Origin of the sequence: Aeromonas sp. 61P (assembly GCF_051919545.1) — a bacterium.
Lineage (GTDB): Bacteria > Pseudomonadota > Gammaproteobacteria > Enterobacterales > Aeromonadaceae > Aeromonas > Aeromonas veronii.
In genome coordinates this window covers 3,270,755-3,296,895 of sequence record NZ_JBQBEL010000001.1, presented here as the reverse complement: position 1 = coordinate 3,296,895, position 26,141 = coordinate 3,270,755, and the positions used below count along the sequence as shown (strand labels likewise).

Annotated in this window: 19 protein-coding genes and 1 pseudogene; 10 read left to right on the top strand and 10 right to left on the bottom strand. The window is 57.2% G+C overall.

The genetic code is table 11. The features are described 5' to 3' along the window. Nucleotides 1-9: 9 nt before the first annotated feature. The 3 genes from ACTG2O_RS15595 to ACTG2O_RS15585 form a co-directional block, all read right to left on the bottom strand. The gene (locus tag ACTG2O_RS15595; RefSeq protein WP_427245444.1) at nucleotides 10-1,281 is read right to left on the bottom strand and encodes a YeaH/YhbH family protein; all 1,272 of its coding nucleotides are present in this window, start codon (nucleotides 1,279-1,281) and stop codon (nucleotides 10-12) included. Nucleotides 1,282-1,304: 23 nt separating this feature from the next. Next, nucleotides 1,305-3,227, bottom strand: a complete 1,923-nt coding sequence (locus ACTG2O_RS15590) for a PrkA family serine protein kinase (protein WP_005333223.1) — start codon at nucleotides 3,225-3,227, stop codon at nucleotides 1,305-1,307. A gap of 591 nt (nucleotides 3,228-3,818) precedes the next feature. After that, nucleotides 3,819-5,735, bottom strand: a complete 1,917-nt coding sequence (locus ACTG2O_RS15585; RefSeq protein ID WP_019445119.1) for a RecQ family ATP-dependent DNA helicase — start codon at nucleotides 5,733-5,735, stop codon at nucleotides 3,819-3,821. Nucleotides 5,736-6,090: 355 nt separating this feature from the next. Between ACTG2O_RS15585 and sstT the strand changes: the two genes are divergently transcribed. Then, complete coding sequence (gene sstT, locus ACTG2O_RS15580) at nucleotides 6,091-7,341, top strand: serine/threonine transporter SstT (protein WP_005351744.1); 1,251 nt, start codon at nucleotides 6,091-6,093, stop codon at nucleotides 7,339-7,341. A 207-nt stretch (nucleotides 7,342-7,548) separates the two neighbouring features. Next, nucleotides 7,549-8,541: a hypothetical protein gene (locus ACTG2O_RS15575; protein ID WP_021230165.1), complete on the top strand. Its 993-nt coding sequence runs from the start codon at nucleotides 7,549-7,551 to the stop codon at nucleotides 8,539-8,541. Between the two features lie 266 nt (nucleotides 8,542-8,807). On the opposite strand, the gene ACTG2O_RS15570 is transcribed toward ACTG2O_RS15575, so the two are convergent. From ACTG2O_RS15570 to pabB, 3 genes are all read right to left on the bottom strand, one after another. Further along, the gene (locus tag ACTG2O_RS15570; RefSeq protein WP_439976282.1) at nucleotides 8,808-10,106 is read right to left on the bottom strand and encodes a serine/threonine transporter; all 1,299 of its coding nucleotides are present in this window, start codon (nucleotides 10,104-10,106) and stop codon (nucleotides 8,808-8,810) included. Nucleotides 10,107-10,322: 216 nt separating this feature from the next. Next, a complete protein-coding gene (locus tag ACTG2O_RS15565; protein WP_439976281.1) occupies nucleotides 10,323-10,889 on the bottom strand; it encodes a CoA pyrophosphatase in 567 nt (188 codons plus the stop codon). 42 nt (nucleotides 10,890-10,931) lie between these two features. Next, entirely contained in the window at nucleotides 10,932-12,215 is a 1,284-nt protein-coding gene (pabB, locus tag ACTG2O_RS15560; RefSeq protein ID WP_439976280.1) for an aminodeoxychorismate synthase component I, read from the bottom strand. A gap of 294 nt (nucleotides 12,216-12,509) precedes the next feature. Here pabB and ACTG2O_RS15555 point away from each other — a divergent pair. Both ACTG2O_RS15555 and ACTG2O_RS15550 read left to right on the top strand, forming a co-directional pair. Then, nucleotides 12,510-14,038 (top strand): annotated as a pseudogene (locus ACTG2O_RS15555) (fumarate hydratase). Nucleotides 14,039-14,254: 216 nt separating this feature from the next. Further along, nucleotides 14,255-15,474, top strand: a protein-coding gene (locus ACTG2O_RS15550; RefSeq protein WP_439975186.1) for an IS3 family transposase whose coding sequence is annotated in 2 segments (ribosomal slippage) — nucleotides 14,255-14,603 and nucleotides 14,603-15,474 — 1,221 coding nt in all. Because the reading frame shifts where the segments join, the coding sequence is not laid out codon by codon here. 91 nt (nucleotides 15,475-15,565) lie between these two features. On the opposite strand, the gene ACTG2O_RS15545 is transcribed toward ACTG2O_RS15550, so the two are convergent. Further along, nucleotides 15,566-16,144, bottom strand: coding sequence for a PhnA domain-containing protein (locus ACTG2O_RS15545; RefSeq protein WP_005333203.1), 579 nt, complete (start codon nucleotides 16,142-16,144; stop codon nucleotides 15,566-15,568). A 184-nt stretch (nucleotides 16,145-16,328) separates the two neighbouring features. Here ACTG2O_RS15545 and ACTG2O_RS15540 point away from each other — a divergent pair, with 184 nt between their 5' ends. The 4 genes from ACTG2O_RS15540 (at nucleotide 16,329) to ACTG2O_RS15525 (ending at nucleotide 20,815) form a co-directional block, all read left to right on the top strand. Continuing rightward, nucleotides 16,329-17,549, top strand: a complete 1,221-nt coding sequence (locus tag ACTG2O_RS15540) for a methyltransferase (RefSeq protein WP_439976279.1) — start codon at nucleotides 16,329-16,331, stop codon at nucleotides 17,547-17,549. Between the two features lie 307 nt (nucleotides 17,550-17,856). Beyond that, a complete protein-coding gene (locus ACTG2O_RS15535) occupies nucleotides 17,857-19,320 on the top strand; it encodes a chitinase (protein WP_019445124.1) in 1,464 nt (487 codons plus the stop codon). Nucleotides 19,321-19,788: 468 nt separating this feature from the next. Next, nucleotides 19,789-20,175, top strand: coding sequence for a GFA family protein (locus ACTG2O_RS15530; RefSeq protein WP_042083008.1), 387 nt, complete (start codon nucleotides 19,789-19,791; stop codon nucleotides 20,173-20,175). Between the two features lie 31 nt (nucleotides 20,176-20,206). Further along, on the top strand, nucleotides 20,207-20,815 hold the full coding sequence (locus tag ACTG2O_RS15525; protein WP_439976278.1) for a histidine phosphatase family protein: 609 nt from the start codon (nucleotides 20,207-20,209) through the stop codon (nucleotides 20,813-20,815). A gap of 130 nt (nucleotides 20,816-20,945) precedes the next feature. Here the strand turns inward: ACTG2O_RS15525 and ACTG2O_RS15520 are convergent, their stop codons facing one another. Both ACTG2O_RS15520 and smrB read right to left on the bottom strand, forming a co-directional pair. Next, nucleotides 20,946-22,241, bottom strand: coding sequence for a sensor domain-containing diguanylate cyclase (locus ACTG2O_RS15520; protein WP_193860291.1), 1,296 nt, complete (start codon nucleotides 22,239-22,241; stop codon nucleotides 20,946-20,948). A 57-nt stretch (nucleotides 22,242-22,298) separates the two neighbouring features. Then, entirely contained in the window at nucleotides 22,299-22,823 is a 525-nt protein-coding gene (gene smrB, locus ACTG2O_RS15515) for an endonuclease SmrB (protein ID WP_439976277.1), read from the bottom strand. A gap of 82 nt (nucleotides 22,824-22,905) precedes the next feature. Here smrB and prmB point away from each other — a divergent pair, with 82 nt between their 5' ends. Further along, nucleotides 22,906-23,841, top strand: a complete 936-nt coding sequence (prmB, locus tag ACTG2O_RS15510; RefSeq protein WP_005345333.1) for a 50S ribosomal protein L3 N(5)-glutamine methyltransferase — start codon at nucleotides 22,906-22,908, stop codon at nucleotides 23,839-23,841. A 12-nt stretch (nucleotides 23,842-23,853) separates the two neighbouring features. After that, the gene (aroC, locus tag ACTG2O_RS15505) at nucleotides 23,854-24,942 is read left to right on the top strand and encodes a chorismate synthase (protein ID WP_151285658.1); all 1,089 of its coding nucleotides are present in this window, start codon (nucleotides 23,854-23,856) and stop codon (nucleotides 24,940-24,942) included. Between the two features lie 111 nt (nucleotides 24,943-25,053). Here the strand turns inward: aroC and ACTG2O_RS15500 are convergent, their stop codons facing one another. After that, on the bottom strand, nucleotides 25,054-25,884 hold the full coding sequence (locus ACTG2O_RS15500; RefSeq protein ID WP_330124326.1) for a substrate-binding periplasmic protein: 831 nt from the start codon (nucleotides 25,882-25,884) through the stop codon (nucleotides 25,054-25,056). Between the last annotated feature and the right edge of the window lie 257 nt (nucleotides 25,885-26,141).

Below are 26,141 nucleotides of genomic sequence, written 5' to 3'. Positions count from 1 at the left end.
GTGACCTCCTCACGCCGCTTGTTTCTTGAACAGCTCGCGGAACACCGGATAGATATCCTCGACCTTGCGAATGTGCTCCATCGCAAAGTGGGGGAACTGGCTGGCTACCGACTCATATTCGTGCCACAGGGTCTGGTGGGCACGGGTGGTGATCTCGATGTAGGAGTAGTACCTCACCCTTGGCATGATGTCCCGCGCCAGAATTTCACGGCACTGCGGTGAGTCATCAGCCCAGTTGTCACCATCCGATGCCTGCGCCGCATAGATGTTCCACTGGTTGGCGGGGTAACGCTCATTGATGATGTCATTCATCATCTTGAGGGCGCTGGAGACAATGGTGCCGCCTGTCTCCTGGGAGTAGAAGAACTCGTGCTCGTCCACCTCCTTAGCCTGGGTATGGTGGCGGATATAGACCACCTCGACGTTCTTGTAGGTCCGGCTGAGGAACAGATAGAGCAGGATATAGAAACGCTTGGCCATCTCCTTGGTGGCCTGATCCATGGAGCCCGAGACGTCCATCAGGCAGAACATCACCGCCTGGCTGGAGGGGACGGGCCGTTTGACGAAGTTGTTGAATTTGAGATCGAAGGTGTCAATAAACGGCACCGCATCGATCCGTCGTTTCAGCTCCCTGATCTCCTTCTCGAGCAGGGCGATCTCGGCAAAGTGCTCGTTGGGATCGGTGGCCAGCAGAGCCAGCCGCTCTTCCAGTTCGTGCAGTTGGCGTTTCTTGCCCGCTTGCAGCGCCATGCGCCGCGCCAGCGAATTTTGCAGGGAACGCACCACGTTGATGTTGGCGGGCACCCCGTTTGAGGTGTAGCCCGCCCGATAGGTTTTGACCTCCATCAGCTGATTGAGCTGGGTTTTCTGCAGCCTGGGCAGCTCCAGATCTTCAAACAGCAGATCGAGATACTCATCCTTGGAGATCTGGAACACGAAATCATCGGCCCCTTCACCCTGATTGGATGCCTGTCCCTCGCCGGAACCCTGTCCACTGCCCCCTCCTTTGGGGCGGTCAATCTTGTCACCGGAGACGAACTGATCATTGCCGGGATGCACCATCTCCCGTTTACCACCGTGCCCCTGATGAAAATGGGGCTCGCCGATATCCTTGGTCGGGATGCTGATGCTCTCGCCCTTGTCTACGTCCTGAATGCTGCGCTTGGAGACAGCATCCGAGACCGCTTGTTTTATCTGCTTCTTGTAGCGGCGGATGAAGCGCTGCCGATTGACAGCGCTTTTGTTTTTGCCGTTGAGCCTGCGGTCGATAAAATGCGCCATAACTCCCCCTTGAACAGTCAGGGTCAGGATGACTTGCGTACCCTGAGATACCATTCGGAGAGCAGTCGCACCTGTTTGCGGGTGTAGCCTTTCTCCATCATCCGTTCGACAAAGTTATCGTGCTTCTTCTGCTCCTCGGCCGAGGTTTTGCTGTTGAAGGAGATAACCGGCAGCAGCTCTTCCGTGTTGGAGAACATCTTCTTCTCGATCACGGTGCGCAGCTTCTCGTAACTGGTCCAGTTGGGGTTACGGCCTGCATTGTTGGCCCGGGCACGCAGCACGAAGTTGACGATTTCGTTGCGGAAATCTTTCGGGTTGCTGATCCCGGCAGGTTTTTCAATTTTCTCCAGCTCGCTGTTGAGAGACGCTCTGTCAAACAGCTGGCCGGTTTCGGGGTCACGGTACTCCTGATCCTGGATCCAGAAGTCGGCGTAGGTGACGTAGCGATCGAAGATGTTCTGACCGTACTCGGAGTAGGACTCGAGATAGGCGGTCTGGATCTCCTTGCCGATGAACTCCACATAGCGTGGGGTCAGATAGCCCTTGATGAACTCAAGGTAGCGATCGTGCAGCTCTTGCGGGAACTGTTCGCGCTCGATCTGCTGCTCCAGCACATAGAAGAGGTGCACCGGGTTGGCGGCCACTTCCGCGTGGTCGAAGTTGAAGACGCGGGAGAGGATCTTGAACGCAAAGCGGGTAGAGAGACCATTCATCCCTTCGTCTACACCGGCGTAGTCGCGATACTCCTGATAGCTCTTCGCCTTCGGATCGGTGTCCTTCAGACTTTCGCCATCATAGACCCGCATCTTGGAGTAGATGCTGGAGTTTTCCGGCTCTTTCAGCCGTGACAACACAGAGAACTGGCCCAGCAGCTCGAGGGTGCCCGGGGCGCATTTGGCCTCGGTCAATTCGCTGTTGATCAGCAGTTTCTCGTAGATCTTCACCTCTTCCGAGACGCGCAGGCAGTAAGGCACCTTGACGATGTAGACCCGGTCGAGGAAGGCCTCGTTGTTCTTGTTGTTGCGGAACTGCTGCCACTCGGATTCGTTGGAGTGGGCCAGCAGAATGCCGTCAAAGGGGAGTGCGGAGAGCCCTTCGGTACCGTTGTAGTTACCCTCCTGGGTTGCTGTCAGCAGCGGGTGCAGTACTTTGATAGGCGCCTTGAACATCTCCACAAACTCCATAACCCCCTGGTTCGCTTTACACAGCGCGCCTGAGTAGGAGTAGGCATCGGCGTCATCCTGGGCGAAGTGCTCCAGCATGCGGATGTCGACCTTGCCGACCAGCGAGGAGATATCCTGGTTGTTGTCATCGCCCGGTTCCGTTTTGGCGATGGCAATCTGATCGAGAATGGAAGGGTTGACCTTCTCCACCTTGAACTTGGTGATGTCGCCGCCAAACTCGTGCAGGCGTTTTGCCACCCAGGGGGACATGATGGGACGCAGGTAGCGGCGCGGGATGCCGTACTCTTTTTCCAGGATCTCCCCATCCTCTTCGATGTCGAACAGGCAGAAGGGGTGATCGTTGACCGGTGAGCCCTTGATGCGATAGATGGGTACCTTCTGCATCAGGGATTTGAGTTTCTCTGCCAGCGAGGATTTACCGCCGCCAACGGGGCCCAGCAGATAGAGGATCTGTTTCTTCTCCTCCAGCCCCTGGGCGGAGTGTTTGAGGTAGGAGACGATCTGTTCGATGGCCTCTTCCATCCCGTAGAAATCCTTGAAGGCGGGATAGCGTGCCACGACGCGGTTGGAGAAGAGTCGGCTCAGTCTGGGGTTGGCTGAGGTGTCTACCATCTCCGGCTCACCAATGGCGGTCAGCAGACGTTCGGCTGCGGAGGCGTAGCAGGCTTTGTCCTGCTTACACATATCCAGGAACTCCTGGATGGTATATTCCTCTTCTCTCGCTTTTTCATATCGCTGTTGGTAATGCTCGAATATGCCCATAACTTTGCCCTCGTTATAGTCGCTTACCCTGAAAAAAGTGGATGACTGCTTTTGTGTTGTGCGCTTTTAAAGCCTAGTCAACAGACTCCAGTAATCCATCACGGTTGATAGGTTAAATTCTGAAGAAACCTGCCCGATCCTTGTGCGGGGAGGGTCAGTCAACAACACCGCTATGTTACTGACTGTTAAATTATTTTTGCCACGATAGTGAGGTAAATGTCAAAGACATAAAAAATAAATGTTTATGGGAAACAGGGAACTTATTGCGAAAAGATTAAGGGGTTTGACGAAAGGCAATGGGGCTGCGGGTTGGCGAGGTTATGGATGAGAATGTCATTACGTGAACGTCAACGTAAGTTACTTTGTTTGGAGTTTTGGCTCTAATTTTTACATTGACGCTACATTTTGAGTGCCCTAGATTGGCGATGTGTGAGCAGCAAGACGCTTTAGCAAGAGAGTTGACTGTTGCCTCACCAAGCTCTGTTTAAGCACGTTTCCGTTGGCTTGACCCTCGCAACCGCGAGGGTCTTCTTTTTCTGCGTCTGTAAACGCTTGTTTCTGCTGGTGGCTATTGACGCCGCCAGCACTCATCTAGCAAGGGTAGGCTTGTTGCACTGCCGCCAGGACGCGGGCAAACGGGTGGGCGGCCAATTGGCCTGCGCCCGCCAGCGATTTGGCCTTAACCCGGCTGGTCAACGGTGTGGCGATACCGCACAAGAAGCGGGCCAGAACACGAGCATCCACGAAACCGGTTTTAGTAATCAGCGGATCGCACCAGGCGCGGATCCCCGCCTCGTTTGGCATGGTCAGTGAGGGCAGGGGCGGGAGATGCGCCACCTCGCCGCGACAAACCGAACAGTGGCCACAATGAACCGGCGCCACCTCATCGGCAAAATAGCGGGCGAGGCGGTGGCTCAGGCACTCACTTGAGGTGAAAAAGTCGAGCATGGCTTGCAGTCTGGCCAGCTCACTCTGCTCTTTTTGCAGGAACAGGGCATGCAGGGCATTTGCTTCCTGCTCGTTGTCCCATTCCTGACGGGTGATCCGGTAGACCTCGGTCATCTGCTTGCTTTCAAGCTCGATCCAGCCTTGCTGCTGCAGGTAGTCGAGCGCCGCAACCGCCCGCTGTCGCTCCCCCTGATAGCCCTGCCAGAGGGCGTCAAAGTCCATGGTGCACCAACTGCGGGCTTGCGGGGCACAGGCGAACAGCTGCTCCAGAAACTGGCGGCGTTCCGGATTGAAGCGGCTCACTATCTCGCCTTTATCCAGCACAAACTTGAAGCGGTAATCTGCGTAGTAGCTGTAGGCCGGGGTGATGATGCCCGCCATCTCCAGATAGACCAGCAGGGTTTTAAGGGGCAACTGGCGTATATTGGTGTCGTTGGATAGGCGCAGCAGGGTGAATTCCCACTCGTTCCCGCTCTGCTTGATGATGGCAAGGAGCTGGAGGATGGCACTCAAATCCGGCGTATCGCCGTAGACGAAGTTCTCCAGCACCGGCAGCTGGCTCTGGTTGGCCAGCACGATACAGCGCGATGGCTGGCCATCCCGTCCGGCGCGGCCAATCTCCTGGCTGTAGTTCTCGATAGATTTTGGCAGATCGTAGTGAATGACCCGCCGGATATCCGCTTTGTCGATCCCCATGCCAAAGGCGATGGTGGCGACGATGCAGTCCACCTTGCCCGCCATGAAGTCGTGCTGGATCTGACTGCGCAGCGCCGAGTCGAGTCCGGCATGATAGGCGCGGGCGTTGATCCCTTCTCTAATGAGGTGCTCGGCACAGGCTTCGGCGGTGTGTTGCAAGGTGACGTAGACGATGGTGGGGGCCGTCGGATCGTTGGCCAACTCCTGCGCGAGCCAGCTATCCCGCGCGTCGGGCGACAGGGGAATGACGGCCAGATCAAGATTGGGGCGATAGAAACCGGTGACCACGACCCCCTCCGGCGCGATGCCGAATTTGGTCTGCATATCCTGAATCACCGCCGGTGTGGCGGTGGCCGTCAGCAGCAACACCTGTGGGATCTTCAGGTCATGGCGATAGCTCGGCAGCTTGAGGTAGTCGGGGCGAAAGTTGTGGCCCCACTCCGAGATACAGTGCGCCTCATCGACGACCATCAGCGAGAGCGGCACTTGCTGGATAAAGCGGCGAAAGCGCTCATTCTTGAGTCGCTCCACCGAGATCATCAGGATCTTGAGCTGTCCATCCAGCGCCTGCTGCATCACTCGTCGGCTCTCCTCCGGGCTCTGGCTTGAGTCGAGGGTAGCAGCGCTTATTCCCTTGCTTTTAAGGAAGGCGAGTTGATCGTGCATCAGCGCCAGCAGCGGCGAGATCACCAGGGTCAGGTGAGGCAGGGCGAGGGCAGGCAGTTGATAACAGAGGGACTTGCCGGAGCCGGTGGGAAAGATGGCGGCGGCACTCTGACCAGCCAGCACCCGGCTGATCACCGCCTCCTGACCTGGCCTGAGTGCGGAGAAACCAAAATATTGGTTGAGCAGGGATGTGATCATGGCAAGGCTCCGCAGCAAATGGGGGATGATAGCACAGCGATTCCGGTCATGGATGACACAGGAATGGTCGTGAGGGTGAGGGCAGAGAGTGTCGATAAAACGTACAAAAATGGGTGGTTGCGCTGTGGTTAAGGTTTTGTTGCGGTTTTTTGTGATGGAAACGGGATATTTTTTGGTGAGTCTCTGGAAAAAAAAGATGGCGAATGGGATATTCCGTCATGCAATCCGGTGACTGGCGGATCGGCCCGACAGAAGGCTGGCCACAGACACCACATTCGGGCGACAGGGGTCTCCCGATGAGTGGTTGCAGACAGGACTCATGATTCATGCACTACGGTGCTTAGGGACTTTTTTGATGACACAACAACACCCCCTCCTTCGGCTGGTCAATAGCACCAGCCTGGTCAGCCAGATCCTGGTTGGTCTGGTATTCGGTATCTTGCTGGCACTGTTTGCGCCCGAGTGGGCGAAAACGGCAGGTCTGCTTGGCAGTCTGTTCGTTGGTGCACTGAAAGCGGTAGCTCCGCTGCTGGTATTCGTACTGGTGATGGCGGCCATCATTGGTCACAAGCAGGGTCAGAAGACCAATATTCGCCCGCTGCTGGCGCTCTACCTGTTTGGTACCTTCTCTGCGGCCGTGGTCGCGGTGATTGCCAGCTTCCTGTTCCCCTCCAACCTCCATCTGGTGGCCAATACTGCCGAGATCACCCCGCCAGGCGGGATCACCGAGGTACTGCAGACCCTGCTGTTCAACGTGGTGACCAACCCGGTCAAGGCGTTGATGGATGCCAACTATATCGGGATCCTTGCGTGGGCCATCGGTCTGGGTATCGCCATGCGCCATGCCAACGAGAGCACCAAGGCGCTGATCACTGACCTGTCTCACGGTGTATCCGCCATCGTGAAAGCGGTGATCCGCTGTGCTCCGCTCGGGATCCTGGGTCTGGTTGCCTCCACTCTGGCAGAGACCGGCTTCGATGCCCTGTTTGGCTATGCTCAACTGCTGGTGGTGCTGATCGGCTGCATGCTGTTTATCGCCTTTGTGGTCAACCCATTGATCGTCTTCTGGAAGATCAAGCGCAACCCCTATCCGCTGGTGCTGACCTGCCTCAAAGAGAGCGGCGTGACCGCCTTCTTTACCCGCAGCTCTGCCGCCAACATTCCGGTCAACATGGCGCTGTGTGAAAAACTGCGCCTGCCCAAAGATACCTACGCGGTCTCCATCCCGCTGGGTGCCACCATCAATATGGCGGGTGCCGCTATCACCATCACTGTGCTCGCCATGGCGGCGGTACATACCCTGGGGATGGAAGTGGACATGGCAACGGCCATTCTGCTCTCCGTGGTCGCCACCATCAGTGCCTGTGGCGCTTCCGGTGTGGCGGGCGGCTCCTTGCTGCTGATCCCGCTGGCCTGTAGCCTGTTTGGCATCAGCAATGACATCGCCATGCAGGTGGTAGCAGTCGGCTTTATCATCGGCGTGCTGCAGGATTCTGCCGAGACGGCGCTGAACAGCTCCACCGACGTGCTGTTCACCGCCGCTGCTTGCATGGCCGAAGATGAAACCCTGCTGGAACCTTCCGCGCTGCCCAGCAGCGAGGCGTGAGCCGGTAGCTCGATTTTTCGATTCAGCCCCTCTCTGTGAGGGGCTTTTTATATCAGCGGGCCTAAATGTGTTGAGGAGAGGAGTGCGCAAGAAAACATTCATTTTGATGAAATGTTTGGTTACAAATAGCCGACAGACAGTGCGGGTGCTGCCCCGTTAAAATAGCTGCGGAATAATAAGGTTCAGGCTAAAAAACGAGATTAAATAATGAAAAAAACTACGCTTTCGTGGGCAATTATTGGTGCATTAGGTTTGGTTGGTTGCGGTGGTGGTGGCGGAGATAGTGGTGGTGGTGGTACCACGCCACCGGAGCCGCAACCGAGGGCGCTGCCGGTGGCTGGCGTCTATCTCCCCGTCCTGATGGACGCTCAGGGGCAGTTAATCAACCGTCCGGTCAACGACAGTTATCGTGCGGTCGGTCTTGTCTATCCGGCGTCCACAGAGGGCACGGGTTGGGCGATGAACATTGCTGAGAAAAGAAGTGCCACAGTCAGCACTTATACCTTCCCTCAAGGCTTCTCTTCTCTGAATAAAGGTGAGGGTTACCCACTGACGTTGTCGTTGCTGGTGAACAAAAGCCAACCCAGTACCTTCGACTCGGCTGAGCAAAAGTCCAATACCAATGTCGATGGGTTGGTCAAGGTGGCGTCTGTACCAGATACGGCGGGAAGCAGCCAGTCACTCTGGGTACTCGATTATCGACCCGTCAAAGCCAAAATCGATTCTGCACTCACTATTCAGAATTGGGGCGGCCAAGTGGCATTGCAGCCGATGGTCACTGCGCCTATCAACGCGGACTCATGGTACAACCTTGGGGAGAGTGCACTGTTTCAAGATTTCAAAACCGAGCGCAGCAACAATGGTTTGGGGATCAAGCTGACCATCCTGTTTAAAGAAGGGTGTTCTGTAAGCGGTGAGACAGAGGCCAACACTCAAGGTTTGAACAAGCTGACGTTGACTGGTTGGAACAATCGGTCATGCAGTTTCAATACCTTGACAGGGCCTGCTGATATCAAAGAGGGAAAAATTTATGAGGGGCTCTGGGAAAAAAGGATGCGCGAATTTGCCGATCGCAACGCCAGTGTCACTGCATATCTGACCATGAAACCGGGTAGCAATGGTCAGAAAGACACCCTGGTGCTCGGTATTCCGGAAATCACCGGTATCACGCCGTTCCTGTTGGAAGCGCAACCACTCTAATCAGCCAGAGATAGTGCGTGTTTATCAAGAGATGCCAGTCGCTTACCCGACTGGCATTTTTGTTGGTCGAGGTTCGGTGCGAAGCCCTGAAACATCATGATGTGGTTGCCGGATAAGGGTTGTTTCCTTGGTTGTTGTGTGAGTTCAGGTGCTGTGGCTGCAATAACTGCGTGATGAGTGGCAAGATTATTCAGGACGGGACAACGCAATAAAAAAAGCCAGCCGAGTGTTCGGCTGGCTTTTTGCTATCAGCGGCAGGTAGGGGATTAACCGACCAGCTGATAGAGGATGGCGGAGATGGCGATCATGCCCATGGTTGCAACGAAGACGTTGCTGATATGGCCCTGATATTTCGCCATAGCCGGTACGCGCTTAATGGCGTACATCGGCATGATGAACAGGATGGTAGCGATGATCGGGCCGCCCAAGGATTCAATCATGCCCAGGATGGAAGGGTTGGCAATGGCAGTGCCCCACAGGGTCAGGATGAAGAAGGCGATAATGAACATCTCGACTTTCTTGGCGTTCGGCTCTTTGCCGGACTTGCGCATGTTCTGCACGATCATCCCTTTCAGACCTTCACGGGCACCCAGATAGTGGCCGAAGAAGGAGGATACGATGGCTACGAACGCAACCAACGGACCGAAGTAGGAGATGATGGGGCTGGCATGCTGGTTCGCCAGATAGGAGAGCACGGCGATGTTCTGGGCCTTGGCTTCTGCCAGCTGGGCCGGTGTCAGGCTCATGACGCAGGAGAAGACGAAGAACATCACGAAGCCCAGCAGCACCATGGCGGTACGCTTGAGGATGGCATCGGCTTTCTCGACAGCCTGATCGCCGTGGTTGCGGCGCTGGGCCAGGGAGAAGCTGGAGATGGCCGGGCTGTGGTTGAAGGAGAAAACCAGTACCGGGATGGTCAGCCACAGGGTAGTGGCGAAATCCTTGGCAGAGGGCACTTGCTCCAGCGCAGCACCGGTCCAGTCAGGGATCAGGTACAAAGAGATACCGGCCAGAATGGCGATCAACGGATAAACCAGCAGCTCGGTCACTTTCAGCATCAGCTTTTCACCGGCCAGCATCACCGACATCATGCCCATGATCAGCACGATGGAGAGGATCCAGCGCGGCGGGGCACTCATCTGCAGCTGGTTGACCATGAAGCTTTCCACGGTGTTGGTGATGCCCACGCCGTAGATCAGCACGATGGGGTAGATGGCGAAGAAGTAGAGCAGGGTGATTAATTTACCAGCACCCACGCCAAAGTGTTCTTCCACCACTTCGGTGATGTCTGCATTTGGCTTTTTGGAGGAGAGCACGAAGCGGGCCAGGCCACGGTGGGCCAGATAGGTCATGGGACCTACCAGCAGCGCCATGACGACCAGCGGCCAGAAACCGCCCATACCCGCGTTGATCGGCAGGAACAGGATCCCCGCGCCAACTGCGGTCCCGAACAGACTGATGACCCAGGTAGAGTCGCGTTTTTCCCAACGAGTGGTTTGAGTAGAGCGGATCCCTTGCTCTGTTGACGCCGCAACTCCCTGCGTGCCAGTGACTGTGTTTGACATCTATCTCACCCCGAATGTGTGGTTCTTATTAAGTCGGCGCAAGGATACGGTTTTTCTAATCAAAAATGTTGATCAAATTCATCTTTACGGCACGAAAAACCGCACTTTCTTATGGAAATGTGATCAAAACAAGAAAAATTCAATTATTGTTTATCAATTGGCACGTTATTTTAGTGTTAATGATTAAATCTCGCTCAGACAAATGTAGGTAAATTGTTATTTTGCGAGATGCTGGGCTAGCTGGTTAATCATGCTGGCGGTGGCCCCCCAGATAAAGTGCTGTTGCCAGGGGATCCAGTAGATGGTGTGTGCTTTCCCCCCTCTGGAAAGGGTCAGGGGGATGTGGTTGCGCCGATCCAGCAGATGGGTCAGCGGCACTTCGAAGGCGTGATCCACCTCATCCGGACTCAGGATGAGGGGATAGTTACCATCGAGCAGCCCCAGCACCGGCAGCACCTCGAATCGTGACACCGTATTGAGCGGGTTGAGGGTGCCGATCACCTCGATCAGCCGGGCCGGAATGCCGAGCTCCTCTTCGGTCTCCCGCAGCGCCGTGGCAATCAGGTTCTCGTCGCCGGGATCCTGTCGCCCGCCGGGGAAGCTGATCTGCCCCCCATGATGGCGCAGCCGTGGGCTGCGCCGGGTCAATAACACGCTGAGCCCCTCATCGCGCATCACCACCGGGATCAACACCGCCGCTGGGCTGAGCCCGCCAATTGTGAGGCGATGGGCCGGGGCGGGTCGCTGCAACTGGAAGCGGATCAGCAGTTCGTGGCGATCCATGGCGGGGAGCTCTCCTGTGCGTTGGCCAGACAGTGGGGAGGGTTACAGCGCCGACAGCGGCGGCAGGATGCGGGCGACCTTGTCATAGGTCTCCTGATATTCGCTGTCGGCGTCGGAGTCGGCGATGATGCCGCCACCGGCCCAGCAGTGCAGACGACCCGCTTCGGCAATCAAAGTGCGAATGCAGATGCTGGTATCCATCCGGCCATGCTGGCTGAGATAGCCGATGCTGCCGCAATAGGCATTGCGGCGCTGGGGCTCCAGCTCTTCGATGATCTCCATGGCGCGGATCTTGGGGGCGCCGGTGATGGAGCCACCCGGGAAACAGGCGCGCAGCAGATCGACTCCTTGCCAGCGTTCATCCAGCTCACCATGGATGGTGGAGACCAGATGATGTACCGCCGGAAACGACTCCACCGCAAAGAGATGAGGCACGCTGACCGAGCCCGGCCGGCTGACCCGACCGATGTCGTTGCGCAGCAGATCAACGATCATCAGATTCTCTGATCTGTCCTTGTCGGCCTGCGCCAGCTCCCGCGCGACTTGCCGATCGGTGGCCGGATCAGGGTGGCGAGGGCGAGTGCCTTTGATGGGTTTGGTTTCGATATGACGGCCATCGAGCAGCAGGAACCGCTCGGGGGAGAGGCTCAGCAGTGCGCTCTCCGGCAGGCGGATAAAGGCTGAGAAGGGTGCCTTGTTGGCGGTTGCCAGCAGACAATAGGCCTGCCACTCATCCCCCTGATAGGGGGCGCTGAAACGCTGGGTCAGGTTGATCTGGTAGCAATCCCCCGCGGCGAGATATTCCTGAATGCGGGCAAACTTCTCGCCATACTCGGCGCGGCTCATATTGCTCTGCCACGTCCCCTGCAAGGCAAAAGCGGGGGCCGGTTTGGCCTGCTGCTGTTCTAGCCAGGTCAGCCGGTTGGCCAGTCCCGCTTCATCCCCCCAGTGCACCAGCTGCCAGTCGCCGGTCGCCACATTGCGCAGCAGCGCCCAGTCGTAGATGCCCACTGCCATGTCTGGCAGCGCGATATCGGCGGCGGCCTGCATCGGCAGTCGCTCGAAGCGACGGCCCAGATCATAGCCAAACAGGCCGAGGGCGCCGCCAATAAAGGGCAGGTTAGTGGCGCACAGTTCCAGCTCCCCCAGCAGCTGTTGCTGGGTATGGGCCAGCAGAGCGAGGGGATCTTCGCTGTGTTCGCTGCTCTTACCATGCCAGGTGAGAGTGGTGACCTGGCCGCGGGTTTCGAGGGTCGCCAGCGGATCGGCAGTGATGATATCAAAGCTGTTATCGGCGCCGAGTGGTCCCGCCGATTCCAGCAACATAGCCCACGGCTGATGTTGCAGGCGGGCAAAAAGCTGATGGAGTTCAGCACTATGGTCTAGATGATGGATATGAAGTGTTGGCGTCATTTTATGTTACACAGGCAACAGTTTGGTTCCCGAACCCTAGTCGGTGCTGGTGGGCAAGCGTATCATAGGTGTCGGTGACTTAAGAAAAAACTGCCGTGTCGTTCGTTTTTTGCTGGTTGATAGTTTTTAGCCAGCACGTCAGCATGGCCCATCATATGGAAGCCCTTGCCCTGCTCCGTGGCAGAGACAAGGACCAGTGAGGATGATATGAGCATTATAAAAAAACAGGATTTCATCGATTCTATCGCAGATGCCCTCCAGTACATCTCCTATTACCACCCGTTGGATTTTGTTCAGGCTGCCAAAGCGGCGTATGACCGTGAGGCCAACCCGGCCGCCAAAGATGCGCTGGCCCAGATCCTGATCAACTCCCGCATGTCCGCCGAAGGTCATCGTCCGCTCTGCCAGGACACCGGCATCGTGACCTGTTTCGTCAAGATTGGCATGCAAGTCCAGTGGGACAGCGACATGACGGTGCAGGAGATGGTGGACGAAGGGACCCGTCGTGCCTACACCAATCCTGACAACCCGCTGCGCGCCTCCGTGCTGGCCGATCCGGCCGGCAGTCGCAAAAACACCAAAGACAACGCCCCTGCCGTGGTCCATATCGACATGATCCCCGGCAACAAGGTGGAAGTGAGCATCGCGGCCAAAGGCGGCGGCTCCGAAAACAAATCCAAGATGGTGATGCTCAACCCCTCTGACGATATCGTCGAGTGGGTACTGAAAACCGTGCCGACCATGGGCGCAGGCTGGTGCCCACCCGGCATGCTGGGCATCGGCATCGGCGGACCGCCGCCGAGAAAGCGGCGGTGCTCGCCAAAGAGGCCCTGATGGAGCACATTGACATTCAGGAGCTGATCGCTCGTGGCCCGCAAACCACTGAAGAGAAGCTGCGGGTCGAGCTCTACGACAAGGTCAACAAGCTGGGTATCGGTGCCCAGGGTTTGGGCGGCCTCACTACCGTGCTGGATGTGAAGGTGAAATCTGCGCCGACTCATGCCGCCTCCAAGCCGGTGGTGATGATCCCCAACTGTGCCGCGACCCGCCACGTTCACTTCGAGCTGGATGGTTCAGGCCCCGCCGAGCTGACCCCGCCGAAACTGAGCGACTGGCCGGAGATCACCCGTGAAGCGGGTGGCAACGTGCGCCGCGTCAACGTCGATGGCATCACCAAGGCCGAACTGGCCAGCTGGAAGAGCGGTGATACCGTGCTGCTCTCCGGCAAGATCCTCACCGGTCGCGACGCTGCCCACAAGCGCATCGCCGACATGCTGAAAAATGGCGAAGGGCTGCCGGAAGGGGTCGATTTCACCAACCGCTTCATCTATTACGTTGGCCCGGTCGATGCGGTGCGTAACGAAGTGGTTGGCCCGGCTGGCCCCACCACCTCTACCCGGATGGACAAGTTCACCGACATGATGCTGGGTGAAACTGGCCTTATCGGCATGATCGGCAAGTCCGAGCGTGGTCCGAAAACCGTCGAGAGCATCAAGCAGCACAAGGCCGTCTATCTGATGGCCGTGGGCGGCGCAGCCTATCTGGTGGCCAAGGCTATCAAGAAGGCGCGCGTGGTGGCCTTTGCCGATCTCGGCATGGAAGCGATCTACGAGTTTGAAGTGGAAGATATGCCGGTGACCGTAGCGGTCGATTCCGAAGGCAACAATATCCACGAAACCGGCCCGGCCTACTGGTCGGCCAAGATTGCCGAGCTGGACGGCAAGCTCTCCTCCTGAGTGACCGTTTTCGCTGCCGGTTAACGGTATCGGCCCTGTAAAGAAGGCGCGTCCATCCGGATGCGCCTTTTTGCTTTGGCTGGCCTGTTATGGGCTCAAGTTGGCCGTTTGCGGCAAGCAGGTATAAAAAAGGATGGCGTGACGCCATCCTTTTTGTTGTGCTTGTCCCGTCCTGAATATGGTTTACACCTTTCCCCCCAATAAATGGAGAACCCGATGGGACAAGGTGTGAAACGGACACAGCGCGATTACTCGCTGACTTTTAAACTGGCACTGGTCGAGCAGATTGAAAAAGGCGAGCTCACCTACAAACAGGCTCAGGTGCGTTATGGCATTCAGGGCCGCTCCACCGTTCTGGTATGGTTGCGTAAACATGGTCGGCAAGATTGGAGCCAGGGGGCTTCTGTGCGCACCGGCAGGAGCATCACCATGCCTGACCCCGACAACCAGACGCCCGAACAGCGCATCAAGGAACTCGAGCAGCAGCTGGCGCTGATGAGCCAGAAGGCCCAGTTCTTTGAGGCCGTCGTCGATGTACTGAAGAATGACTACGGCGTCTCTATCGTAAAAAAGCGACCCGGCAAGCCCTCTCGCAGCGGCAAGTCGAGAGGCTGACCATTGTCAGGGCTTGCCTGTTTCTGGGGATAAGCCGGCAGGCTTACTACAAGCGCAATCGTGTCGCCGACGAGCGCCATGCCCAGGGATTGCAGGTGGTGCGCTTTGTGCGTCAGGTTCGACTGCGACAACCTCGGGTGGGCACGCGCAAGCTGCATTATCTGCTGCAGGGTCAGGATGATGGCGGGCTCAAGGTAGGGCGTGACAGGCTGTTTCAGATATTGGCCGAGCACCGCCTGCTGGTGCAGCCCAGACGGGCGTATCACAAGACTACCCACAGTTTTCACCGTTTCTACCGTCATCCCAACTTGCTCAAGGCGGGACCAGAGCAGGTTACGCCGGTGGCCCCGGAGCAGGTCTGGGTCGCAGATATCACCTATCTGCCAGCCAGGAGCGGGCCACTGTACCTGAGCCTGGTGACGGATGCCTACTCACGCAAGATAGTGGGCCATCACGTGCACGAAGGAATGCATGCCGAATCGGTGGCGATGGCGTTCAAGAAAGCACTGAAGCAACGACGTGGCAGCGGTGAACTCATCCATCACTCGGACCGCGGCGTGCAGTATTGTTCTGGGCTGTATCAGTCACTACATGAACGGTACGGGGTGAAATGCTCGATGACGGATGGGTATGACTGTTACCAGAATGCGTTGGCGGAGCGGGTGAACGGGATTTTGAAAGGAGAGTTATTGTTGCAAAGCCCGCAAGATTTAACGCAAGCGCGGGAAATGGTGCGTGAAGCAGTGGATATTTACAACGCGGAGCGGCCGCATCATGCGTTGAAATACAGAACCCCCGATGCGGTACATAGGGGGTTCTGAGTAGAGAAATGCTAGTTGAAAATGTGTAAACCTATTTCAGGACTAGACAGCTTGTGCTCTGGCAGTAGACAGCAGAGCAATCGCCCTTGGCTTAGGCCTTTTTCAGGTAGGCGGCCACCAGTACGATCTGCACGCCGTTGACCTTGCCTTCGATATGGAGCGGGTTGTTGGTCAGACGGATGCCCTTGACCAGAGTGCCGCGCTTGGCGGTGAAACCGGCGCCTTTCACGTCCAGATCCTTGATCAGGGTAACGGAGTCGCCCTCTTGCAGCACGGCGCCGTTGGAGTCAACGGTCGGTACGCTGTCGTCATCTTCGTCAGCAATACCAGCTTCAGCCCAGGCCTTGGCTTCGTCTTCCATGTACATCATGTCCAGCAGATCCTGAGCCCACACTTCACCCTTGCCGGAGAGTGCTTTCAGCTGGCGCCATGCCATCACCTGCACCGCAGGCACCTGGCTCCACATGCTGTCGCTCAGGCAACGCCAGTGGTTGACCACCAGGGTATCCGGTTGTTCCAGCTGACCACGGCAGGTGTCACAGATAGCAACGCTGTGATCATCGTCGCTGGCGGGGGAGTGAGGCACCACGAAGGCGGTCAGCGCCTGCTCGGCGCTGCACAGTTCACACTTGGCGCCCGCGCGCGCTTGCAGAATGGCGTTGATGGTCATGTTGTTGGTCCCATAGCTAGTGGTAAAGCGACCCGCGTTGGGCGGGGCGCGTGAAAGAGGGGGCGGAATATAGCATAAAACCCCGCACTTTGTCAGGTCTGCCCTGGCTCACAAGGTTGGCTGTGCTGTTGCGCGGCGCTGATCGTTTGGTATTAAGAGTGCAATTTGAAGCGGGATCGCTAGAATGAGCCTCCTTTTTGACTGCAAGGCAGGGGCATTCGTGCTGGCTCAACGTTTTCAACACCTGGATCGACTGCTCACCCGCTACCGACGCTGGTGGCAGTATCAGCCATATCATCATCTGACCATGGCCTTTGCCGATGAGGCGCCCGAACTGGCGGCGTTGCTCAATGGGTTGACGCAGACCCAGTTGGCAGAGCTCGATGCAGATATGGGCGCCCTCAGCAGTCTGCTTGCCCCCTGGATTGCCGAGGGAGCCGAGCTGCAGCAACTCAGCCAGCTTGTCCCGTTTACCCCGGATCCCATCACCTGCAGCAAGGAGATGGCGCTGCATATGCCGGGGCGCAAGAAGGCCCAGATCGAGTCGTTTACCGCCTGTTTGCCGGCCCATCAGGGCCCCTATCTGGAGTGGTGTGCCGGCAAAGGGCATCTTGGGCGGCTGGTGTCACTTCATCGACAGGCTCCTATCCTCAGTCTGGAGTTGCAAGGGCAGCTTTGTAACGAAGGTCGGCTGCTGGCCGAGCGGGATGGCGCCAATATGACCTTTACCTGCGCCGATGCCTTTGCCCCCAAGTCGGCGGTGCTGATCGCACCCGAACATCACGCTATGGCACTCCATGCCTGCGGCGAGCTGCACACCCATCTGCTGGAGCGGGTGGCCGAGCGCAGTGCCAGCGGCGTGACCATCTCTCCCTGTTGTTACCACCTGATCCGTACCAGCCACTATCGCCCGCTGTCAGCCGCGGCCAGCGCCAGCGAGCTGGTGTTGAGCAAGGCGGATCTCAAGTTGCCGCTACAGGAGACGGTGACTGGCGGTGCGCGGATCGCCCGCCTGCGCGAGCAGGAAGTGGTGTGGCGGCTCGGGTTTGACTGCCTGCAGCGTCAGGTGCGCGGGGTGGATGAGTATCTGCCGGTGCCCAATATGCAAAAGAGCCTGCTGACTGGCAGTTTCGAAGCATTCTGTGGCTGGGCTGCTGAACGCAAAGGAATTGTGCTGCCCGCCGGGCTCGACTACCCCGCCTGGTTGGAGCACGGGGAGCGTCGCTTTGGCGATGTCGCCCGCATGGAGCTGGTGCGTCATTTGTTTCGCCGTCCCCTCGAGATCTGGCTGGCGCTGGATCGCGCGCTCTTTTTGCAAGAGCAGGGCTATCGGGTCGAAGTGGGGGAGTTCTGTGCCAAACCCATGACCCCGCGCAATATCCTGATCCGTGCCGTGCGTGTCTGACATCCGGCTATTTTGAGCATTTTTCTTGAACATTGATGATGGCTGACAGCTTGAGCTTGTCAGCCATTTTTTTCATCACGAACAATGACCGTATGGCAGGCCACCTTGCCGTCTCGACTGTTCTAAAAATGGGCGAAAGATCACGCTGCGGCGTCTTCGTTTGGGTTCTCTTTCTTTGTTTCAGCTGCACTGAATATCACAAGGTGAAATGGCTCACAAATTCTGCTTATTTCTTAATTCTCATCGTGAATTTAGTTGTTGAAACACCTACTCTTGGAACGCATTAATTCAAACAAGGACGATAAACATGTTCAAACCCAAGCGTTGTGCCTGGCTGATCGCTGCCGCCTGCGCATTGCCAAGCTATGCCGCAATGAGTGCAGCCATGAATATTCAACCCGATCCGCAAAATGCGGGAGGATATGTGATTGCGGCCCCGGATCTGGCAGCCATGGAAAAAGCCAAGACGGCCAATCCCATGTATGCAATATGGGCCAAGGCATTGGCGACCCGGTCAAATAAAATCGTTGATGCCATTGAACCGGGTCTGGCAAGCAATCCTGACAACGTAAAACGGGTTGAACGGGTATTTCCCCAATCTGAATGGGAATATTTAACCCAGATGGCAGCGCCGGAATATACTTATGTCCGCTTCTTGCGAGCCATCGGTAAATTCCCTGCGTTCTGTGGCGAATATACCGACGGTCGCGACTCTGATGCGATCTGTAAAAAATCCATTGTGACGGCCTTTGCGCACTTCTCTCAGGAGACCGGTGGCCATATTGCCAAGGAGAACGTCTCCGATAACCCGCTGGGGTTGGAGGAGTGGCAGCAGGCGCTGGTGCATGTGCGGGAGATGGGCTGGTCAGAGGGACAGACCGGCTACACCACAGGCTGCGGCCAGAACGACTGGCAGAACAAGAAGTGGCCCTGCAGCACGGGTCAGGGGTATTTCGGCCGCGGCGCCAAGCAGCTTTCTTACCACTTCAACTACGGCGCCTTCTCCGAGGCGATGTTTGATGGCGATGCCTCCGTGCTGCTCAACAACCCGGGGCTGGTGGCGGACTCCTGGCTTAACCTCGCTTCTGCCATCTGGTTTTTCCTCACCCCGCAGGCCCCGAAACCGGCCATGCTGCACGTGATTGATCGTACCTGGGTACCCTCCAAACGGGAAGCTGACGCCGGTATCGGCTATGGCTTCGGTACCACCATCAACGTCATCAACGGCGGCATCGAGTGTGGCGAGCAGAACAAGGACAAGGGGCAGCCGGTCAATCGCATCCGCTACTGGGAAGGGCTGGCCAACCACTACCAGATCCCGATCAAGGCGGATGAGAAGAACACCTGCTGGCAGCAGACTCCCTATGGCAGCCTCAATCTTAACGGCGCTACCGACGTGCTCTACACCAACTGGGATGGCAACTGGAAATACTATCCGGATCGCCCAGGCGGCTACTCCTTCGAGTGCGAGCTGGTGGGCTTCCAGACCGCCTACTCGGCGCTGGTGCCAGGCGATTACCAGAAATGCGTGACCAACTTCTACGGCTCCCACGCCAACTGGCCGAAAGTGCGGGTCGTAGACAAACTGACCCCGCCGCCGGTCGATCCGAGTGACCCCCCCATCGGTGGCAACCCGGCTTGGGAAGCGACCAAGGTCTACACCGCGGGCAGCAAGGTGAGTTACAAGGGTGCCGTCTATCAGGCCAAATGGTGGACACAGGGGGATGATCCCGCCAAAGGCGGCCCCTGGGTTGTAGTTCCTGCCAAATAAGATGGCGTAATTTAACTCCCAAAGAGGAGAGGGCGGATAACTCCTTCTCCTCGTTAATTATCAACAGTGCATTACTGAATATTATCTTGTATTTTCAATGGTTCTTATGTTCTAACTGATAAGGTGAGTTTCTATCTGAAAACTGAAATGAAATAGTGTTGAATCAAAGTTAAGAATAAAATTTATATTCAGGTTCGTTAGCCCCCATAAAGTAGCGTCTTATGATGAGTGTAGTGCGCTACTTGCGAATTCATTTTCCACCATAAAATGAAACATCTCATAGCGAATATGAGGAGTATCTTCTCTATTGGTAAACTGTCATTTATCACCTGAAATGGTGAGGTCTTGCTATATCACTCAGCTTTATCTCGGTACATTGTCGCTTATTCCCTTGAGAAAATAGATGTAAACGGCCGGTTTATATTGGTAATCTCTTTGGCTTGTGCAACATTGCAACGAGGGGGCGAGATGAAGGGGGGTTGTCATTGCGGGGCGATCCGTTATGAGATGCTGACTGCACCTTTTGCGGCCGATTTTTGTCACTGTCGGGATTGCCAGCGCACCACGGGGGCACCGGTCGGGGCCTGGATGGACTTTCACGCCGAACAGGTGCAGTGGTTATGCGGCAAACCGACCGAGTATGCGTCTTCAGATTTTATCCGACGGGGATTTTGCGCCGAGTGTGGCTCCACCCTCACGTATCGCAGCACCCAGTACCCTGACTATCTCACGTTGGCTATCGCCTCTCTCGATAATCCAGAGGCTATTGCGCCAACCTATCACATCCATACTGACAGCCAGCTGCCCTGGTTGTCGATCCAGGACGAGCATCCCCGTTATCGTAAAGGGAAGTAAAACCAAGGTAGCCCCAACAAGGGAGGTTGACATGGAGCTGGTCGTTATCCGCCATGGCGAGACGCAAGCCAATGCGGAAGGACGGTATCAGGGCGCGCTGGATATCGGGCTTAAAAAGAGTGGCCAGAGGCACATTGCCCGATTGGCTGACGAGATAGCGGCCACTCAGGCCCCGTTCGATCGGCTGCTGGCGTCCCCCCTGCTTCGAACAAGGGAGAGTGCTGCCATCTTGTCTCGTCAGTTGGGATTGCCTGTGGAACTTGTGCCTGCCTTTCGTGAGCGGGATGTCGGCCTGTTTGAAGGGCTGACACAGGCAGAAGCGAGGGAGCGCTATCCCGAACTGTGGGCGCGCAATATCACCCGGCGCTGGGCTGAAGCTCCTCCCGGTGGTGAAACCATTGATGAGGTGATTGCCCGGGTCTCGCAGGGACTCACGGAACTTGCTTCGATCATGCAAGGGGAGCGGATACTGCTGGTGGCGCATGGTGTAGTCGCCAAGGTGATCCGCGCCGTAACGATTGCCGGATTTGATGACTTCTTCGAGTGGCAATTGCCCAACGGCGGCATGCTGTCGGTGAGGCTCTCTCTGGCTGATGGTAGCCCACTGCGCTTTAGCCGTCCTCTTGATGGTGGTGATTGAAAAGTGCACCAAAAGCATGACGAGAAAAAGCGCTACCGAAGAGATTAGCGCTGTCTTTTGTATTCGTTGCGGTTGGTTATCTCTGCAGGCACAGGTTAGCAGTGTCACCAGAGGGCAGGGGGGGGCGCCATCAGGTCGGTTCCGGCTCCTCTTTGCGGCAGCAGTTGCGCCCCTGTTTCTTGGCCAGATAGAGGGCGGTGTCGGCCCGTCTAACCATCTTCTCTACAGTGTCATGGCTGCCCTTGCTGGCGCTGATCCCGATACTGATGGTGAGGGAGATCTCAAGAGCCCCCTCCAGTGCATGGTGCTGGGATTCGATGGCGAGCCTGATCCGCTCGGCGCTGGCCCAGGCGAGCTCGAGGGAGGTTTCCGGCAGCAGCACGATAAACTCTTCGCCACCCCAGCGACCCAGCATGTCCACCTCCCGCAGCTGTTTGCTGATCCGTTTCACCAGACTCAGGATCGCCAGATCTCCCTGCTGATGGCCAAAGGTATCGTTGACTTCCTTGAAGTGGTCGATATCGATCAGCAGCAGGCTCATGGTATGGCCAAAACGCTGGCAGCGCTGCATCTCGGCATTGACCAGTTCGTTGAAGCGGCGCCGGTTGGCAATGCCGGTGAGGGGATCCGTGGTGGCGGCGACCTTCAACTCCTCCACCAGTCGGGCTCGCTCCGAGATATCCCGCAAGATGGCGGTCATCTCGGTGGTCGGGCCCAGATTGATCTTGGCGATGGTCACCTCCAGCGGAAATTCGCTGCCGTCACGGCGCAGACCCATCACCGAGGCGCGGGCATGCATCGGGCGCGAATTGATGGGGGAGCTGCTGAAGGCTTTGAAATAGGTCTCATGATTGGCGCGAAAACGCTGTGGCAGCAGGGTTTCCAGCCGCTTGCCGAGATAGCTTTCGTCGATGCCGAACATCTCGCAGGCGGCGGTATTGATAAGCTCGATGCGTGACTCGCTGCTGACACTGATGATGCCGTCATAGGCGGAGTTGACCACCGCTTCGAAGCGACGGCGACTGGTGGTGAGCGCCTCTTCCAGCTGCTTTTTGGCAGTGATATCGATGGCGGTCACGATGATCCGGTTGATCCGTGCCTGCTCGGGGATGATGGGGGAGAGAATAAAGCGCCACCAACTGGTGCGCGAGAGGCTGTCGATGGGCAGCTCGCTCTCGAGCCCGGTCTGCATGCGCACACACTCGTGCATTGGCGGCTCGATGGTATTGGTGATGTAGCGGGGAAACATCTCGCTCAGCTGTTTGCCAATGCTGCCAAGGACATCCAGCTCGAACGCCTTGGCAAAGGTATCGTTGGCAGAGACCAGCACAAAGTGATCATCCTTGTCGAGGCTGAACACCGCCACGGCAGCGCCGATGGCGTCGAGAGATGACTTTATGTCGGCATGGGAACCCTGTGTAAACATGCGACCTCCACGGCGAATAACATATTGATATTCAGTATAGTGTGGTCGTTTGGCTAACTACTCTTCGATATCCAGCAACACCAGAATGGCGCTGTCGCCGCCCCATTCGCGGGGGGCCTGATGGAAGGCGCGCACATTGGGGTGCTGGGCCAGCCAGCTGGGAATGCGCTGTTTGAGAATATGTTTGCCGATGCCGTGCATCACCGAGGCGACGTGAATGTTCTCTTTTTGGCAGAGGGTGAGCAGGGCCGCCAGCTCCTGTTTTGCCTGCTGCTGGTTCATGCCGTGCAGATCCAGGTAGATCTCCGGCGGATAAATGCCCCGCTTGAGCTTTTTCAGCTCAAATTTTGACACATCTTCCCGCACGTAACGGGTCGGCCCATCATCGTCGAGATGGGGCTGATACTCATCGCTGAAATAGTGGTCAACCCCAAGCTTTTCGCGGGTTTCGCGCAATTCGCGTTTCTGCTTGACCGGGCGTAACTCGGCCCTTATGGTATCTTGCTTGATTTTCCGGGTACCTTTTATCGCATCGCGGAACAGCAGGTTTTCCTCGTCTGTCGGTGAGGGCGTTTTTTTCATCAGATGCTCATGTATTAGGTATGCGTCTTGCCCGCAACGTAAACGGGGCTCGGGCCGGATATTACTCGACTTGGAGGTGGATTTGGACAAGATATTTATCGATGAGGTGGTTGCCGAGATGCACACCATCCAGGACATGTTGCGTTGGGCCATGAGTCGTTTCAACGACGCCGGGATTTTTTACGGTCATGGAACCGACAACGCCTGGGATGAAGCTGTGCAGCTGGTACTGCCCGCGTTACATCTGCCACCGGATGTAGACCCGGCCATGCGCCACTCCCGTCTCACCAGCAGTGAGCGTCACCGTATCGCCGAGCTGATTATCCGCCGCGTACAGGAGCGGGTACCGGCCGCCTACCTGACCAACAAGGCCTGGTATGCCGGTTGGGAGTTCTACGTGGACGAGCGGGTGCTCATCCCCCGTTCCCCCATTGCCGAGATGGTCGCCAACCGTTTCGCGCCCTTCCTCAAACATGAACCGACCCGGATCATGGATCTGTGCACCGGCTCAGGTTGCATCGCCATCATCATGGCCCACGAGTTCCCGGAAGCGGAAGTCGATGCCATCGACATCAGCATCGATGCGCTGAACGTGGCCGAGCGCAATATTAACGATCACGGGCTGGAGCAGCAGGTCATTCCGATCCGCTCCGATCTGTTCCGCGATCTGCCGGCGGGCGACAAGTACGATCTCATCGTCTCCAATCCGCCCTATGTGGACTCCGAAGATATGTCGGATCTGCCGGACGAGTTCCGTCACGAGCCCGAGCTGGCGCTGGCGTCCGGCTCCGATGGTCTCAAGTTGACCAAGCGTCTGCTGGCCCATGCGGCCGATTTCCTCAAGGATAACGGCGTGCTGGTGGTCGAAGTGGGCAACAGCATGATCCATCTGGAAGCCCAGTTCCCCGAGATCCCCTTTACCTGGGTTGAATTCGAAAACGGCGGTCACGGCGTCTTTGTGATGACCCGTGAAGAGCTGGTGCAGTATCAGGATCATTTCGCCATCTACAAGAACTAAGCAGGAGCGCGCATGGCAGGGAACAGTTTTGGTCAACTTTTTCGGGTCACCACCTTTGGCGAGAGTCACGGTCTGGCGCTGGGCGCCGTGGTCGATGGTTGCCCGCCGGGGCTGGAGATAAGCGAGGCGGATCTGCAGGGAGATCTGGATCGGCGCAAGCCGGGCACTTCCCGCTACACCACACCGCGCCGCGAGCCGGACGAGGTGAAGATCCTCTCCGGAGTGTTCGAGGGCAAGACCACCGGCACCTCCATCGGGCTGCTCATCGAGAATACTGATCAGCGCTCCAAGGATTACTCCGACATCAAGGATCTGTTCCGGCCGGGTCACGCTGACTACACCTACCACCAAAAGTATGGTCAGCGGGACTATCGCGGCGGTGGTCGCTCCTCGGCCCGCGAGACCGCGATGCGGGTAGCGGCGGGGGCGATCGCCAAGAAGTACCTCAAACAGGTGCATGGCATCGAGATCACCGGTTTTCTCTCCCAGCTCGGCCCCATCAAGGCTGAGGCGTTTGACGCGGCGCAGATCGAGCAGAATCCCTTCTTCTTCCCCGATGCGGGCAAGCTGGAAGAACTGGATCAATACATGCGCGACCTGAAAAAAGAGGGCAACAGTATCGGTGCCAAGGTGCAGGTCATTGCGCGCAATGTGCCGGTGGGCCTGGGTGAGCCGGTGTTTGATCGCCTAGACGCCGATATCGCCCATGCCATGATGGGCATCAATGCGGTGAAAGGGGTGGAGATCGGTGACGGCTTTGCGGTAGTGGAGCAAAAAGGCTCCGAGCATCGCGACGAGATGACCCCGGCGGGCTTTGCCAGCAACCATGCGGGCGGCATTCTGGGTGGGATTTCGTCGGGTCAGGATATCGTGGTGAGCATGGCGCTCAAACCGACTTCCAGCATCACTGTGCCGGGCAAGACCATCAATACCGAAGGCGAGGCTATCGAGATGGTCACCAAGGGTCGTCACGATCCTTGTGTCGGCATCCGCGCCGTGCCCATCGCCGAAGCCATGCTGGCGCTGGTGTTGATGGATCATCTGCTGCGCCATCGCGCCCAGAATCAGGGGGTGTTGACCCATACCCCGCAACTGCGCTGATCGCTGTTGCTGCTCATCGACTGATCGCTCCCTGTTTGGGGAACAAGTTCGGCAATACCAAAAAGGCGACCTTCGGGTCGCCTTTGCTATTTCAGGTGGCGGCTTATCCCATCATTGCTTGCGGAGGGTGCGGGTCAGCAGATCCGCGGCGCCCGGATCGGCATTGAGGCGACACCTTGGGGGGGAGAACTTGTTGTGGGGGTTGGGCAAGGCATGAATGGCCTCGTTGACTTTGAGGATCTGTTCTTCGCTCACGCTGTTTTTGGCAAACATCAGACTGACCGGCTGGTGGTGTAGCAACAGTTGGCAGCTGATAAACTCTTCGGCCCCCAGCTGGGCCAGCCGGTACCGAGCATATTGCCACTCCATGATGATGCCATCGAGGCGGCGAGCCAGCAGCAGATCGATCATCCGCTCATCGGCGTTGTATTCGGTCGCCATTTTAAGCGCCGGGCAGCTATCCATCTGATGCATGGGGCGGGTGCCGCGCAACTTGCCTATCTTGAGCCCTTTCTCGTTGCACAACGCGGACAGGTTATCGAGCTGCGCCCAGCGATCCTGATGGCCCGGGATAGGGTCATTGCTCAGCAGCACATAGGCACTCTGGCGGTAGGGGGTCGAGAAGCGGGCATAGCTCTGGCGCTCCGGCAGGGGGAGGGCGGCCATCGCCACATCCAGCTGGTCGTGCTCTACCAGATGCAGTGCCCGCGCCCAGGGAAGTTCGCGAAACTTGGGGGCAAAGCCCGCCTGGGTGAGGATCTGGCGGGTCAGGCTGACATCCAGCCCATCCAGCTCACCCCGGTTGTTGATTTGGCTGAAGGGGGGCCAGTGACTCCACGCCACGGTCAGGGTCTGACTGGCCTGCAGCATAGGGCTTAGCAGCAGAAGCAGCAGGCCAATCCTTGCCTGCCAGCTGCCGCGGGGACGATATGGCGTGGTCATAGCTAAACCTCGTTATTGTGTTCTTCTATCCCGTGCTTTTGCCCCGCGAGTCATGCCTGCGAGGGCTGATATTGTGTTGCCAGTTAATAGTGTGGTGCGTGCTACATCAATCAACGGGATTATTCGGGGGGCAGGAGGGGAATTTTCTGTTCGTGCTGGGAGGAGCATCACATTTTTCTCGTTTATCCCGGGCAACTCCGTTAGACTGCGCCTCTATTCTTTCCCCTTTGCTCTGCTCCCCGGGGAAATCGTTGTTT

What these genes read in the sequence shown, in the direction of transcription:
- ACTG2O_RS15595 (WP_427245444.1), bottom strand. Translation starts at nt 1,281, where the DNA reads ATGGCGCATTTTATCGACCGCAGGCTCAACGGCAAAAACAAAAGCGCT.
- ACTG2O_RS15590 (WP_005333223.1), bottom strand. Translation starts at nt 3,227, where the DNA reads ATGGGCATATTCGAGCATTACCAACAGCGATATGAAAAAGCGAGAGAA.
- ACTG2O_RS15585 (WP_019445119.1), bottom strand. Translation starts at nt 5,735, where the DNA reads ATGATCACATCCCTGCTCAACCAATATTTTGGTTTCTCCGCACTCAGG.
- sstT (WP_005351744.1), top strand. Translation starts at nt 6,091, where the DNA reads ATGACACAACAACACCCCCTCCTTCGGCTGGTCAATAGCACCAGCCTG.
- ACTG2O_RS15575 (WP_021230165.1), top strand. Translation starts at nt 7,549, where the DNA reads ATGAAAAAAACTACGCTTTCGTGGGCAATTATTGGTGCATTAGGTTTG.
- ACTG2O_RS15570 (WP_439976282.1), bottom strand. Translation starts at nt 10,106, where the DNA reads ATGTCAAACACAGTCACTGGCACGCAGGGAGTTGCGGCGTCAACAGAG.
- ACTG2O_RS15565 (WP_439976281.1), bottom strand. Translation starts at nt 10,889, where the DNA reads ATGGATCGCCACGAACTGCTGATCCGCTTCCAGTTGCAGCGACCCGCC.
- pabB (WP_439976280.1), bottom strand. Translation starts at nt 12,215, where the DNA reads ATGTTGCTGGAATCGGCGGGACCACTCGGCGCCGATAACAGCTTTGAT.
- ACTG2O_RS15545 (WP_005333203.1), bottom strand. Translation starts at nt 16,144, where the DNA reads ATGACCATCAACGCCATTCTGCAAGCGCGCGCGGGCGCCAAGTGTGAA.
- ACTG2O_RS15540 (WP_439976279.1), top strand. Translation starts at nt 16,329, where the DNA reads ATGAGCCTCCTTTTTGACTGCAAGGCAGGGGCATTCGTGCTGGCTCAA.
- ACTG2O_RS15535 (WP_019445124.1), top strand. Translation starts at nt 17,857, where the DNA reads ATGTTCAAACCCAAGCGTTGTGCCTGGCTGATCGCTGCCGCCTGCGCA.
- ACTG2O_RS15530 (WP_042083008.1), top strand. Translation starts at nt 19,789, where the DNA reads ATGAAGGGGGGTTGTCATTGCGGGGCGATCCGTTATGAGATGCTGACT.
- ACTG2O_RS15525 (WP_439976278.1), top strand. Translation starts at nt 20,207, where the DNA reads ATGGAGCTGGTCGTTATCCGCCATGGCGAGACGCAAGCCAATGCGGAA.
- ACTG2O_RS15520 (WP_193860291.1), bottom strand. Translation starts at nt 22,241, where the DNA reads ATGTTTACACAGGGTTCCCATGCCGACATAAAGTCATCTCTCGACGCC.
- smrB (WP_439976277.1), bottom strand. Translation starts at nt 22,823, where the DNA reads ATGAAAAAAACGCCCTCACCGACAGACGAGGAAAACCTGCTGTTCCGC.
- aroC (WP_151285658.1), top strand. Translation starts at nt 23,854, where the DNA reads ATGGCAGGGAACAGTTTTGGTCAACTTTTTCGGGTCACCACCTTTGGC.
- ACTG2O_RS15500 (WP_330124326.1), bottom strand. Translation starts at nt 25,884, where the DNA reads ATGACCACGCCATATCGTCCCCGCGGCAGCTGGCAGGCAAGGATTGGC.